This is a genomic window from Paenibacillus prosopidis, from assembly GCF_003337375.1.
In the GTDB taxonomy this organism is placed as follows: Bacteria; Bacillota; Bacilli; order Paenibacillales; family Paenibacillaceae; genus Pristimantibacillus; species Pristimantibacillus prosopidis.
This window is the reverse complement of the sequence record NZ_QPJD01000010.1, coordinates 232,978-246,072: the sequence shown is the minus strand read 5'-3', so window position 1 is coordinate 246,072 and position 13,095 is coordinate 232,978. Positions and strand designations below refer to the sequence as shown.

The window sequence follows — 13,095 nt, the reverse complement described above, 5'->3', positions numbered from 1 at the left end:
ACTTCCTCGGTTTTTTTGTTAATTATTTACGAAGCCTTCAGAGTTGCTCTTAGGACGACGGTTTTCAGTGCGTCCCTCGCTGCTTCTCTTGCCGCCGTAACCGCCGCTGCCGCCACGGTTCTCGTAGCTGCCGCGCGAGCTGGCACCTGCGCTGCTGCCGCTGCGTCTGTCATCGCGTCCACGGTAGCCGCCGCCGCCAGTACCACCAGTACCACCACTGCGGTTGCCGCCGTACGAGGAGCCTCCGCTGCGGTTGAATGGACGTCCGTTCGAACGAATGTCCGGTCTGCGTTTTTTAGCGCGCAGAGGTTCTTCAGGAGTCAATTCAACGTCAACATTTTTCTTCTCGCCTGTAAGCAGTTTAATCGCTGCTGACAGAAGGTGAACGGAATCGTATTGCTCCAGCAATTGAATCGAAATTGCTTTGTATTCCGAGAATTCGTCGTTTTGGACGATTTCCAATATGCGTTCAGCCGTTACACGCTGCTTACCTTCAATCGCTTCGGCAATGCTTGGAAGCGGCTTACGGTTCATCTTCTGACGCGTTATTTTCTCAATGAAGTGCAGGTGATCAGTCTCACGTGGTGTGACGAACGACCAAGCCGTACCTTCCTTACCGGCGCGGCCCGTACGACCGATACGGTGAACGTAGCTCTCAGGATCTTGCGGAAGGTCAAAGTTGATTACGTGCGTTACGCCAGATACGTCCAGACCACGTGCAGCAACGTCTGTTGCTACCAATACATCAATGCTGCCGTCGCGGAATTTGCGCATTACGCTATCGCGTTGATTTTGAGACAAATCGCCGTGCAAGCCGTCAGCGGAATATCCGCGTTTTTGAAGCGCTTCGCTCAGCTCATCTACACGACGCTTTGTACGTCCAAAAATAATAGCAAGTTCCGGTGATTCCATATCAAGCAACCGGCTTAGCGCTTCGAACTTCTGACGCTCGTGCACTTCGATGTAAGCTTGATCGATTAAAGGTGCCGTTACTTGTTTCGGGATAACCGATACATGCTCCGGATCTTTCAGAAACTGTTGTGCTAATTTTTGGATGTTGCTTGGCATTGTAGCGGAGAACAGCATCGTATGACGCTCTTCAGGTACTTGCTTCAGGATAGATTGAATATCCTCCATGAAGCCCATGTCAAGCATTTCATCAGCTTCGTCTAAAATGACAGTTTGTACATCTTCAAGACGAATCGTCTTACGGTTGATGTGGTCAAGCAAACGTCCTGGTGTACCGATGATGATTTGTGGTTTCTTCTTCAATGCGCGGATTTGACGGCCAATCTCTTGTCCACCGTAAATCGGCAATGAGCGAAGACCTTTGTATCGAGTTAACTTCCCGATCTCGTCAGCCACTTGGATTGCGAGTTCACGGGTTGGCGTCATTATTAATGCGACAATGCGTTCCTCGCTTGTCGGAATTTTGTTAATGAGCGGAATTCCGAATGCCGCTGTCTTTCCTGTACCCGTCTGTGCTTGGCCAATTAGATCTCTTCCTGCCATTGCAATAGGGATCGCTTTGTCTTGAATCGGGGTAGATTCCTCGAATCCAAGTTCAGTAATTGCTTGTAACACTTTCGGTTCCAAGCCAAATTCAGCAAATGTTTTCAAACTTTTCTCAAACTCCTTTTATCTGCAGCCTACTTAAGAATATCCAAACCATTATAGCACAGATTCAATCATGAATACCAGTAAACCAAAGAAAGACATACTAAGGGTTACAAATAAACCAATATTTTCACTTTGGTTGCATTGGAGCGATTGCAATGAATCCCCACTCCCTGCGTTACCTTGTTACTATTCCGATCATGACTCTCGGCGCTTTCCTTATAGCTATCGGCTTCAACCTGTTTCTCATTCCGCATCAACTGTTAAGCGGCGGAATATCCGGTATTTCCATGATGATTGGTTATATAACCGGAGGGAACATCGGCTGGCTTTATCTGGTATTGAATTTACCAGTGCTTATTTGGGGTTGGTTCGCAGTAGGCCATCGATTTATTTTTTGGAGCATTTACACCGTAATAGCATCTACCTTGTTCATGCAACTCATTCCTGCAGAAAAAATTGCGTATGACATTGTACTTGGAGCTGTTTTCGGCGGCATTATTGTTGGATTCGGCAGCGGTTTGACGTTACGTTACGGAGGCTCATCCGGCGGCTTCGACATTATTGCGTCGATCGTTACACGCAAACGCGATTTACCGGTAGGCATGATTATCTTTATATTAAATGGCCTCGTCATCGCTGTTCTTGTCCTGTTTACGGAAAACTGGGATCTTGCCTTGTATTCGCTCCTGTCGATTTATACAGCTGGTAAAGTGGTCGATCTCATTCACGTGCGGCATATTAAAGTAACTGCATTCATTATTACGACCAAAACCGATGAGCTGCTCTCCAAGCTGCTCTCGCATCCGCGCGGCATTACGATTATAAAAACACGCGGCGCATATTCTTCTATAGAGCGCGATATGTTGATGACTGTACGAACGAAATACGAAGTAGCAGAGTTAAGCAAAACAATTACATTAATCGACCCGCATGCCTTCATAAACATAGTGGAAACCGTAGGCATAATTGGCGACTTCTCGAGGAGCAAGGAGTAAACCATATACGCAAACATGGATTTTGCTCAGTATCCCTATGTTTTTGAAAATGATCCTGCTATAATGTGTGTATCCCGTAGCTTTTGGTTTCTTGCCATATGATTTCCCCTGAACATTAAATATGAAAGGGTGATGCTCAATGGATATGGAAACGGTCAAATTGTCTCAAATTGTAGAGAAGCTTGCCCCAGAGCTTAGTCCTTTTCTTACTGAACGTGAAATGGACATCAGCATCGTGCTGCGTGACGGACTCGCCTTACTTGAACCAGCTGACGCAATGGAAATTGTGCAGCACAGTATTTGCAATCAGCAGAGAGAAGCTTTGTTACAATGACAATGCGGGACATAGAATTATTTACATGCCAGTCGAGTTAAACTCGGCTGGCTTTTTGTTTCAGGTTCAAAAAAATTGGTGACCCGGACATGCGATCTGCTTTATAATCTGAACAGAATAGCAAGCGGGGGAGAGAGCATAATGGACATCATTATTTCAAGTTTGGTGCTGCTGTACAATTTGCTCACCGGGAGTGGAGATGGCAGTGACGCAGCCAAGCAATTAGCTGTTGCCTACGTGAATTCCGCAGCTGGTCAAACGATTATTGGGCCGGACAGTGCCGCCATCGGCGGCGAAGATACGGGAAAACCAGAAGCAACAGGCATTAAGAAGGATCCGCAGCCGGATACTCCCCCAATCAAAGGAATATACGTAACTGCGCATAGCGCAGGCGGCTCGCGTTTGGAATCATTAATAAAATTGCTGGACGATACTGAGCTAAACGGCATGGTTATTGATATCAAAGATGACAACGGATATATTACATATCCAACGACGACCCCTGAATTATTAGTGGTCGGAACCCCTAAAAAATTTATTAAAGACATCGGTGTGCTGCTCGCCACTCTCAAGCAGCACAGCATTTATCCGATCGCTAGGATCGTTGTTTTCAAAGATACGGTGCTTGCGCGCAAACAGCCGGAGCTCTCCTTCCTTCATCAGGACGGAACCGTATGGAAGAACGGCCGCGGCGAAAGCTTCGTCAATCCGTACCGCAAAGATGTTTGGGAGTATAATATCGCTGTAGCAAAGGAAGCCGCAAAGCTTGGATTTAAAGAAATTCAATTTGATTACGTGCGTTTTCCCGAAGGCTTTGAGAAAAAAGCGGCAGCGCTTACCTTTAACAAAACAGAGGAAAGCCGCGTAGACGCTGTTACTGGCTTCGTCAAATATGCCCGTGAGCAGCTTGAGCCGCTCGGAGTACGCGTTTCTGTCGATATATTCGGCTATGCCGCATCGGTTCCCGCAGCCGAAGGCATCGGTCAGGATTTTGTCAAAATTTCGAATGATGTACATGTCATATCGCCAATGGTATATCCGAGTCACTATAGTACAGGGTGGTTTAAGCAGAAGGATCCCGACAGGAGCCCATACGAGACGATCAAAGGCGCAATGGTAGATACTCATAAGAAGCTTGAATCTACAGGCGAATTAAAGCCGATCATTCGTCCATGGATTCAAGATTTTACTGCAAGCTGGCTTGGTAGCGGTCATTATGTGAAATATGGAAAAGCCGAGGTTGAAGCTCAAATCAAGGCATTGCATGATACTGGCGTCAAAGAATATTTACTCTGGAACGCCGGCAACAAATATTCGCCCGGTGTCGCGTATAAATAGCACATAGGTAATGAAAAACGTCCATTCCCGTTGTAACAGCGGAAATGGACGTTTTTAGAATAAGGCTAATGGAAAGCACCTTCAATGACGTAGCCATTGCCGGCTTCCGTTCTCTTTTTCTCTACAAGGGCGATGGAGCGAATCTCAGGCTTTTTAATAAAATGACGCTCAATGTGGCTCTCCACGACATCGAACGCTTTCTCATCTGTTTCTGCAAGTATGATAAGGTAAGCCATTTTGTCGGCAAGCTCAACTTCGATTTTGTATAAAAACATTTTTGAGTTACCACCTCTGAATATAATATTAAGTTATTTACAGATGAAAGCCTTATGTCCGGCAGTTGCAATCACTGCTTGGACATAAGGCTTTTTTATTACCCTTATTGGGATAGACGGATCGCCAGCTCATACATGTTCATGTCGAACGGCTTTTTTGAATTAACTACGGTATCAATGTCCGTTGTCGTAAGCTCTCCGCGAACGACGCCGCAAGCTTTACCGGAATCTCCCGCCATCAGCTGTCTTACCGCAAAATCACCTAAGCGGCTTGCCAGTATACGATCAATCGCAGTTGGCGTACCGCCCCGCTGAATGTGGCCGAGAACGGTAACTCGCGGTTCAATTCCGCAGTCAGCTGTAATTTGCCTTGCAACCTCCTCGCCTTTGCCTGCGCCCTCTGCAACGACGATTATACTGTGACGCTTGCCTTTGGCAAAGTTCGTCTTCATCCGCTCAGCAACCTCGCTAAGCTCGAATGGAACCTCCGGCACGAGAATCGTCTCAGCACCGCTTGCAAGTCCTGCATGCAGCGCGATATCTCCGCAATGGCGTCCCATAACCTCGACTATGGAAGAACGCTCGTGCGAGGACATCGTATCGCGGATTTTGTTGATAGCGTCGACAACGATGCTAACGGCTGTGTCAAAACCGATCGTAATATCAGTAAAAGGAATATCATTATCGATCGTGCCCGGCAGACCCATCGTCTTAATGCCAAGCTTGCTTAGCTTATTTGCCCCTTGATAAGAGCCATCGCCGCCGATTACTACGAGCCCGTCAATGCCTCTTGAGCGAAGCACCTCCGCGCCGCGCTGCTGGCCTTCCGCTGTCATAAATTCTTTACAGCGTGCCGTTTGCAGAATCGTTCCGCCGCGTTGGATAATATCGCCTACGCTGCGTAAATCCATTTGACGTAAATCATCGTTAATCAGTCCCTGGTAACCGCGTTGCACGCCGTAAACGTCCAAACCGTGAAATAAAGCGCTTCTTACGACAGCACGAACGGCTGCGTTCATTCCTTGCGAATCTCCTCCGCTTGTCAGTACTGCGATTGATTTGACTGCAGACATGGTTCATTCCTCCACATTGTTCATTTATATTTAAGCCTGTTGTTTCCGAATCCAGATGCTGTTGATGAGAAAAAACAGACGCGTCAGCGGACTGTTCTTCATTAGCTTCCGAGAAACATCTCGCACATCCGCCTGGTGGCGAACCTTCGGGTCTGACAAATACAAGGCTAATAGCCCTTCAATAATCAAACGGTGGAAACGGGAAGCCGGAAGCTGCTTCACATCCTCCCGAGCTCGATTCACTATCGTGCCGAGACGCTCAACAAGCAGACTTTCATTATCATAGTAATTGCAAAAGTTAAGGTCGCCGCCGGCATAATCCTCTTCCTGATCGATTAAGTAATCGAGCAATATATGCAAGCCGCATACGTGCGGAAAATAAATACACTTTATCGTTGCTGCATCCCGCTCAGAAAGCCTATCCTCACTTGCGGCTAGAAACAGCATAAACATCCCGAGCGTCGATCCGGTTGCGGCAGCAAACTCATTCCACTGCAGATTCGGATAGTTGTTACGATGCAGCTCCCACCAAGCAAGCAGCTGCGATTCGCGCAAATCTTTGCGAATATGCTTGTACACCTGGAGATCGCCGTATAGCGCAACGAGCTCTGTTACATGCTGCTGCACGCTGCTATAGGAAGGCAGCTGCGCCGCATGGAGCTGGCAGGTCCGAACCAAATGGTGCAAATAGCCTCCATCGTCATTCTCGCTTCGAAATGCATAATAATCCTGAAGCTCCGCTTCGGGATTAACGGCATCGAGCATGGATTGATGCAATAAACGAAAATCATCCGGATTTAGTGAAGTGCTTCGATCACATAGATTGTCCAAGTAGTCGCTAATCGTCTGAAGAGCTACGATTAGCGGAATGAGCACGTGCCGACGCTCAAGGTTAGCCGCCGCGTATACACCGCCGCCCTGACAATGGAACTTTTTGCTGTCCATGCTGGCAAGCGCCTGTGTTCGCAGCTCAAGATCGGGTATCCGCTGTGCAAAGCGGCGAAGCTGCTCCAGCTCCCGCTCCACTTCAGGAAGAACATATTTATATATGCGATGCATGAGCTTTATCGGTCCTTGGGGCACCCGATTTCCTGATAAAGTCGTTAATCTCACGGCGCACCCCTCCTCAAAATCATGTTCATGAATGTCGGCGCGATTCCAATTCCTGATCGATGCGATACCAAATGTGCAAATCGTTAATCCTACTTGCATAATCGGCAATATCATAGTTTAGTATACAAGATTGCTCAAAGCTTTCCTCCTCAAACAGCTGCGATTGCTTCACATTAATGAGCTGTTCAAACTCCATGACGCGGTCAGGAATTGTTCCGCGTATGATCTCCCATTGCTCGACAATCGCCAGCTGCTCGGATGCCTCGTACTGCTCCCATTCCGCTTCAAGCACAGGAATTCGGATCCGAAGCCGCTCATCCCAGTCAAAACGATACGCTCCCATAGTAAACCTCCACACATAAATGTACCATTTCAACTCATAATAATCCAGCTTCAAATCTCATTTATACGAATGTTAATCCATGCTATACTATTTACCATATTGTTTATTGAACAGAGATGGAGTGAGCAACCAAATATGGACAAAACAGACACGGTCCGGGCAGAGCGGTCACCTACAGCACGCAAAGAGACGTTGTCGCTCAGAATTTTCAGCTTCTCCGCCTATTCCACCGCCGCAATGGTCGTATCCTTTATCCCGCTTTATTTTTTGGATCGCGGATTTTCGGAGCAGCAGATCGGTATTATCTACTCGACGGGGCCATTTATTTCTATTTTCGCTAACCTTATACTCGGCATGGCAAGCGACAAATTCAGAACGATCAAAAAACTGCTCATGCTGCTTTTGTTCGGCCAGCTCGTCATGATTTCCCTTTTACTCCCCATTGAGCATTTTGCCCTTGTCTGTCTTGTTATGATGGGCTTTTATTTTTTTCAAACGCCAATAAATCCGCTGAGTGACAGTTTACTTTTATTATCAAGCCAATACACGGGCACGCCTTATGCGCTCATTCGAATTTTCGGATCGCTTGGCTTTGCGGTCACCGCTTATACGTTCGGACTTATTTTAAAACAGATCGGCTCGCATTGGACACTTCCGTTAGCGCTCTGCACGATAGCGATTACGTTAGGGTTAACTACATTCATAAAAGATTATCAAGGAAGCGCGCGAAAAATAGATTTTTCCGGCTTCTTCAAACTCATTCGCCAAAGAGATGTTTTGCTCTTTTTCTTAATTATTCTTACCGTATCCATTCCCCATCGGATGTACGAAGGTTTTCTAGCCGTAACGATGCGTCAGATGGGTGCCAGCGATTCGCTTGTTGGACTCGCATGGCTCGTTTCTGCCATGAGTGAAATTCCGATCTTATTTCTACTCGGCAAGTACGGCCATAAATTCAAAGAGCTGCCTCTGCTAATGATTGCCTCCGTTATGTATGCGGTTCGGCTATGGCTGCTTAGCGACATTCAAGATCCACGCTGGGTAGTCGCTACGCAAGCGATGCACAGCATCTCGTTCGGTATCTATTTCTCGACCGCTCTTCGTTACCTCTCGCATCTCATTCCCGACGAGTACCGCGCGTCCGGACAAGCGGTTTATGCCGTTGTATGGACGGGGCTAGCCGGTGTCATTAGCGGTATGTTCGGAGGATTCGTTTACGAGCATTTTGGCCGGGAAACCTTTTTCCAGATGGGTACCGGCTTCGCGCTGGTAGCAGCAGTCGGTTTTCTCTCCTATCATTATTTCAGCCGCGCTGACCGATAACCGCACCGCTTGCAGACAAGGGCTGCTCCAAAAGAGATTATACTCTTAGGAGCAGCCCTTGCTTATTTGCGCAGCTATATCTTACTCGTTTATTTCAAAGTTCGAGAACACATCTTGAACATCGTCATTATCCTCGAAAGCATCCATCATTTTAAGCAGCTTGTCCGCGTTCTCGCCTTCAACCTTTACGATATTTTGCGGAAGCCAACGAACGCCGGCGTTTACGAAAGTGTAGCCTTCCTTCTCCAAAGCGGTCTTCACCTGCTCAAACTCATGCGGGTGGGTCAAAATTTCAAAGCTGTCGTCATTCACGACTACGTCCTCCGCGCCGGCTTCCAAAGCAACCATCATCATCGTATCCTCATCCGTCTCATGCGCTTCGCGGTCGACAACGAGCAGCCCTTTGTGATCAAACATGTAGGCTACGCAGCCGCTCTCACCCATGTTTCCGCCGCGTTTATTGAAAGCGGAACGAACGTCGGCAGCGGTACGGTTTCGATTATCCGTCAAGCATTTTACCATAATAGCTACTCCGCCAGGGCCATAGCCTTCGTACATTATTTCCTCGTACTCGACTCCTTCGCCGGCACCGGCAGCCTTCTTTATTGCCCGTTCAATGTTATCATTAGGCATTTGTTCTGCCCTTGCATTGGCAATCGCGGTCTTCAGTCCGAAGTTTGCATCCTGGTTTGGTCCGCCTCTGCGGGCTTGTACATAAATTTCGCGTCCAAGCTTAACAAACTTGTTATTTTTAGCCTGATCGGCTTTACCTTTACGGTCTTTAAACAATTTAAACTTCATTATGCTCGCTCCCCTGAGAAAGTTTCCAAGCAACAGTTTATCATCGCAAACAGGTTTCGGTCAATGAAAGCCAAGAAGGGCCCCCTGTTGCCAGGAGGCCCTTTCCAATCATTCATTCGCACTTGGTTCTTATAGTTTCGTGACGTTAGCCGCTTGAGCGCCGCGGTTACCCTCAGTAATGTCGAATTCGACCGCTTGACCTTCATCGAGAGACTTAAAACCTTCGCTTTGAATAGCCGAGAAATGAACGAATACGTCTTCTCCGCCCTCAGTTTGGATAAAGCCGTAGCCTTTCTCCGCGTTAAACCATTTAACTGTTCCTTTCAATTGAACAACCTCCTAAAAATGACCGCCGTCTTGAACGGCGAGTAGCACCATTATATCGATACGAAATAGAAAAAGCAATTAAAGCGAAATTCGTAAAAACTGGTTCGATCCAGGAATAAAAGGAAGCTTCGAAGGAAGCCGTTCAGGTGTCCCGCCATTTGCTTTTATCGTATCCATTAATGACTCGAGCTCGGGATAAGGCTCCCAATTGAGCGCTATAAGCGGATAAATACGAATTTCACCGCCTGGCTTGCAAACCCGCATCAGCTCTAAAATCGATTGTATATGAAATTCATATCCGAATTGCTCAGCATACAAAAACATAAAATGACTGCATAGAACGAGCGAAAGTTGATTGTCATTAAATGGAATGTTTGGCAATCGACCGTCCAGATAGCGATCTATGCCGGCGCTCTCTATCGCATCCTCCGCAAATCGCCTAAGCGAAGCCTCACGCCCCTCGCGGTGTTTCTCCAGTGAGCCGTAATAGCTCCAGTCGAAAGAGTCCGCTAATTTCGCGAGCTTTGCGGTCGATGAATCAATTTCTTGCGCTGCCTCGCGAATCCACTCTTGAATTCCCGATCCATATCGCGGATCGACCGCAATTGCCGAGCAGCCTCTCGCATTAGCCTCGGCAGTAAACGATGACCCTCCTGCCGCGACGTCCAGCACCGTGCCTCTTGTCAAATCCGCTTCTTTTAAATCAAACATCCGGACATACTCATCGTAGCTTCTGCACGTCATAGCGACGCCGATCTGCTCATAACCCTGCTTGCTCATCCTTGCACTCTCCTCTGCTCGTCTCATCTCAAACTTAACTAATCTGGGCTTACTTCTTATGCTGTCGTATTGATTACAGCCTTCATAATGGCTATGATGGTAAGAATACCATAATTAACTATTCAAAGGGTGAAAATTACGCATGTTTAAAAAACACGAAATTTACAAGACCGACAAATACAATATGCTGACGGTTGAAGTACAAGGCAAGACACTTATTGTCAGAGAGATCTCCGATCAATGGGGAGAAGATTGCCACACGTTCGTCAGTCGTCCGGAAATGCTGCATTGGGCGCAGAACCGCTTCCGTGCATCCGATTACGCAGGTCGCGAAGAAGAGTTGGAAGCCATTATGACCGCTTTGAAAAACGTATAATGATCGTTCGATTGTTCTTCGTAAAAAAGAGCAGGAAAATTTGTCCTTTACGGCGAACATATCGTAACGCAGAACAGCATAGGTAACGATATGCGTCTGCTTTTCGTGCAAGTTTATTTTCAGGAGGCCTTACCTAGCAGATGGATCCTACCGCAACCATTATTTTTGTAATTGCAGCTTTCTCGCTGGGAGCAATCGTAGTCTTGAAACGTGACTCCCTGCCCCCTGGTGTGCGCCGCGGTCTTGCGATGGTATCTATCGCGCTTATCGCGTTTGCGTTTTTTCTTATTGTTTATGCCTTTTTTACGATGGGAGCAGCTTAGCTAGCAAAGCCGTATATTCGACAATACTAGAGGACATAGTAAGCACAAACTGTGTTCCCGAGGTGATAATCGGATGAAATGGCTAACCTTGCTGCTTGCTTTAAGCCTCGTGCCGGGTGCTGCCGCCTCCAAAGATGCTGCAGCGAACACCCCGCATTCTTTACCAACCTTATCCATACCAAGGAGGAGTTCGATGAATCACGTACCAAAACGTTCAGAATCCGCACCGGAGAGCCGCTGGAAGCTAGAGGATTTATTTGAAAGCCAAGCTGCATGGGACAAGGAATTTTCGGAGGCGAAGGCGTTAATAAAGAAAGTTGCCGCATACCAAGGCAAGCTTGCCGACGTTGCTCAGCTCAAAGCGTGCTTTGAGCTTGAGGATGAGCTGTCGATGCATGTAGAACGGCTGTATGTATATGCCAATATGAAGCATCATGAGGATACGGCAGAGCCGACTTATCAAGCTCTCTCTGACAAATCGAAAAAACTTAGCGTGGAAACAGGAGAAGCGCTATCATTTATCACGCCTGAAGTACTCAGCTTCTCAGACAATGAACTCGAAGCGATCATTGCCGACGAATCGGTTGCGAAATTCCGCCATACGCTCGAAGAAATGCGCCGCCAGAAGGCACATGTTCTATCGAAGAATGAAGAAGCTCTGCTTGCTCAGGTCGGGAACGTTAGCTCGGCTCCTGGTACAATCTTCGGCATGCTTAACAATGCGGACTTAAAATTCCCTAAGGTGAAAAATGAAGAAGGCGAAGAAATCGAGCTGACGCACGGACGTTACATACAATTTCTTGAGAGCAAAAATCAAGACGTACGGCGCGAAGCGTTTCATGCTATGTACGATACGTACGGCAAGCTGAAAAACACGCTTGCTTCCACGTTGAATGCGAACGTAACGAAAAACATTTTTTATGCCAAGGCCCGTAAATACAGCTCCGCTCTGGATATGTCGCTGTATGCCGATAACATCCCGGAGGAAGTGTATACGAATCTGATCGAAACGATTCACAAGCATCTTCCGCTCATGCACAGATACATGGATCTGCGTAAAAAGCTGCTCGGCTTAGAGGAGCTTCATATGTATGATTTGTTTGCGCCGCTCGTTGATGAGTTCAAGATGGACATTACGTATGAGGAAGCAAAGAAAACGGTCAGCGAAAGCTTGAAGCCGCTTGGCGAAGATTATTTGAACGTGCTGCAGGATGGCTTTGACAATGGCTGGATCGACGTTTACGAGAACGAAGGAAAACGAAGCGGCGCATACAGCTGGGGCGCTTTCGGGACGCATCCGTACGTTTTGCTAAACCACAAGGACAATTTGAACAGCATGTTCACATTGACGCATGAGATGGGCCACGCCCTGCACTCCTACTACTCGGACACGAATCAAAACTACCGAGATGCGCAATATACGATTTTCCTCGCAGAGGTTGCATCCACCTTGAACGAAGCGCTGTTGATGGATTATTTGCTCGGCAAATCGACAGATCCGAAGGAAAAAATGTATTTGCTTACTTATTACGCGGATCAGTTCCGTACGACGGTATTCCGTCAAACGATGTTCGCCGAGTTCGAGAAAATCGTGCACGAGCGGTCTGAGCAGGGAGATTCGCTTACTCCGCAGGAGCTAAGCAAAATCTATTACGATCTGAACGTGCAGTACTACGGACCCGGCATGGTTATCGATAAAGATATTGAAATGGAATGGGCGCGTATCCCCCACTTCTATAACAGCTTCTACGTGTATAAATATGCGACTGGCTTCTCCGCAGCGACAAGCTTCTCGAAGCAAATTTTGGAGGAAGGCGCGCCAGCGGTTGAGCGTTACCTCGGCTTCCTAAAGAGCGGCGGCAGCGACTTCTCGATTAATATTTTGAAGAAGGCAGGCGTTGATATGTCCACGCCTGAGCCGATCGAGCAGGCAATGAGCGTATTTGAAGAGCTGATTGGACAGATGGAGCAGTTGACGAAGTAAATAGTTTTGAGGGCCGTCAAGGGAACTTGACGGCCTTATTATTTTGCTGAAGTGCATTTATGCGATTTATAACGCCGAGCTACTCGGAAC

Annotated in this window: 15 protein-coding genes; 7 read left to right on the top strand and 8 right to left on the bottom strand. The window is 47.4% G+C overall.

Going from position 1 to position 13,095, the window contains the following annotated elements; translation table 11 throughout:
- Window positions 1–18 precede the first annotated feature (18 nt).
- A complete protein-coding gene (cshA, locus tag DFP97_RS17430; protein ID WP_114381462.1) occupies window positions 19–1,620 on the bottom strand; it encodes a degradosome RNA helicase CshA in 1,602 nt (533 codons plus the stop codon).
- A gap of 155 nt (window positions 1,621–1,775) precedes the next feature.
- Between cshA and DFP97_RS17425 the strand changes: the two genes are divergently transcribed.
- The 3 genes from DFP97_RS17425 to DFP97_RS17415 all read left to right on the top strand — a co-directional run bounded on the left by DFP97_RS17425 (window position 1,776) and on the right by DFP97_RS17415 (window position 4,287).
- Window positions 1,776–2,615 carry a YitT family protein gene (locus tag DFP97_RS17425; protein WP_114381461.1) on the top strand — a complete coding sequence of 280 codons (840 nt, stop codon included), beginning with the start codon at window positions 1,776–1,778 and terminating at the stop codon, window positions 2,613–2,615.
- A 139-nt stretch (window positions 2,616–2,754) separates the two neighbouring features.
- Window positions 2,755–2,949, top strand: a complete 195-nt coding sequence (locus DFP97_RS17420; protein ID WP_181873561.1) for a hypothetical protein — start codon at window positions 2,755–2,757, stop codon at window positions 2,947–2,949.
- 141 nt (window positions 2,950–3,090) lie between these two features.
- The gene (locus DFP97_RS17415) at window positions 3,091–4,287 is read left to right on the top strand and encodes a putative glycoside hydrolase (protein WP_114381460.1); all 1,197 of its coding nucleotides are present in this window, start codon (window positions 3,091–3,093) and stop codon (window positions 4,285–4,287) included.
- Between the two features lie 65 nt (window positions 4,288–4,352).
- Here the strand turns inward: DFP97_RS17415 and DFP97_RS17410 are convergent, their stop codons facing one another.
- The 4 genes from DFP97_RS17410 to DFP97_RS17395 all read right to left on the bottom strand — a co-directional run bounded on the left by DFP97_RS17410 (window position 4,353) and on the right by DFP97_RS17395 (window position 7,091).
- A complete protein-coding gene (locus DFP97_RS17410; RefSeq protein ID WP_114381459.1) occupies window positions 4,353–4,562 on the bottom strand; it encodes a DUF3906 family protein in 210 nt (69 codons plus the stop codon).
- 104 nt (window positions 4,563–4,666) lie between these two features.
- On the bottom strand, window positions 4,667–5,635 hold the full coding sequence (pfkA, locus tag DFP97_RS17405) for a 6-phosphofructokinase (RefSeq protein ID WP_114381458.1): 969 nt from the start codon (window positions 5,633–5,635) through the stop codon (window positions 4,667–4,669).
- Window positions 5,636–5,665: 30 nt separating this feature from the next.
- Complete coding sequence (locus DFP97_RS17400) at window positions 5,666–6,694, bottom strand: tetraprenyl-beta-curcumene synthase family protein (RefSeq protein ID WP_245976344.1); 1,029 nt, start codon at window positions 6,692–6,694, stop codon at window positions 5,666–5,668.
- A 79-nt stretch (window positions 6,695–6,773) separates the two neighbouring features.
- Entirely contained in the window at window positions 6,774–7,091 is a 318-nt protein-coding gene (locus DFP97_RS17395) for a hypothetical protein (RefSeq protein WP_114381457.1), read from the bottom strand.
- Window positions 7,092–7,160: 69 nt separating this feature from the next.
- Here DFP97_RS17395 and DFP97_RS17390 point away from each other — a divergent pair, with 69 nt between their 5' ends.
- Window positions 7,161–8,414, top strand: coding sequence for an MFS transporter (locus DFP97_RS17390; protein ID WP_114381456.1), 1,254 nt, complete (start codon window positions 7,161–7,163; stop codon window positions 8,412–8,414).
- An 81-nt stretch (window positions 8,415–8,495) separates the two neighbouring features.
- Here DFP97_RS17390 and DFP97_RS17385 read toward each other — a convergent pair whose 3' ends face one another.
- From DFP97_RS17385 to DFP97_RS17375, 3 genes are all read right to left on the bottom strand, one after another.
- On the bottom strand, window positions 8,496–9,215 hold the full coding sequence (locus tag DFP97_RS17385; protein WP_245976335.1) for a YebC/PmpR family DNA-binding transcriptional regulator: 720 nt from the start codon (window positions 9,213–9,215) through the stop codon (window positions 8,496–8,498).
- Between the two features lie 129 nt (window positions 9,216–9,344).
- Window positions 9,345–9,542, bottom strand: a complete 198-nt coding sequence (locus DFP97_RS17380) for a cold shock domain-containing protein (RefSeq protein ID WP_114381455.1) — start codon at window positions 9,540–9,542, stop codon at window positions 9,345–9,347.
- A gap of 78 nt (window positions 9,543–9,620) precedes the next feature.
- Window positions 9,621–10,322 carry a class I SAM-dependent methyltransferase gene (locus DFP97_RS17375; RefSeq protein ID WP_181873560.1) on the bottom strand — a complete coding sequence of 234 codons (702 nt, stop codon included), beginning with the start codon at window positions 10,320–10,322 and terminating at the stop codon, window positions 9,621–9,623.
- A 142-nt stretch (window positions 10,323–10,464) separates the two neighbouring features.
- On the opposite strand from DFP97_RS17375, the gene DFP97_RS17370 reads away from it, so the two are divergent.
- The 3 genes from DFP97_RS17370 (at window position 10,465) to pepF (ending at window position 13,005) form a co-directional block, all read left to right on the top strand.
- On the top strand, window positions 10,465–10,698 hold the full coding sequence (locus DFP97_RS17370) for a hypothetical protein (RefSeq protein ID WP_114381453.1): 234 nt from the start codon (window positions 10,465–10,467) through the stop codon (window positions 10,696–10,698).
- A gap of 140 nt (window positions 10,699–10,838) precedes the next feature.
- Window positions 10,839–11,021, top strand: coding sequence for a hypothetical protein (locus DFP97_RS17365; RefSeq protein ID WP_114381452.1), 183 nt, complete (start codon window positions 10,839–10,841; stop codon window positions 11,019–11,021).
- A 193-nt stretch (window positions 11,022–11,214) separates the two neighbouring features.
- Window positions 11,215–13,005: an oligoendopeptidase F gene (gene pepF / locus DFP97_RS17360; protein ID WP_114381451.1), complete on the top strand. Its 1,791-nt coding sequence runs from the start codon at window positions 11,215–11,217 to the stop codon at window positions 13,003–13,005.
- Window positions 13,006–13,095: the final 90 nt, after the last annotated feature.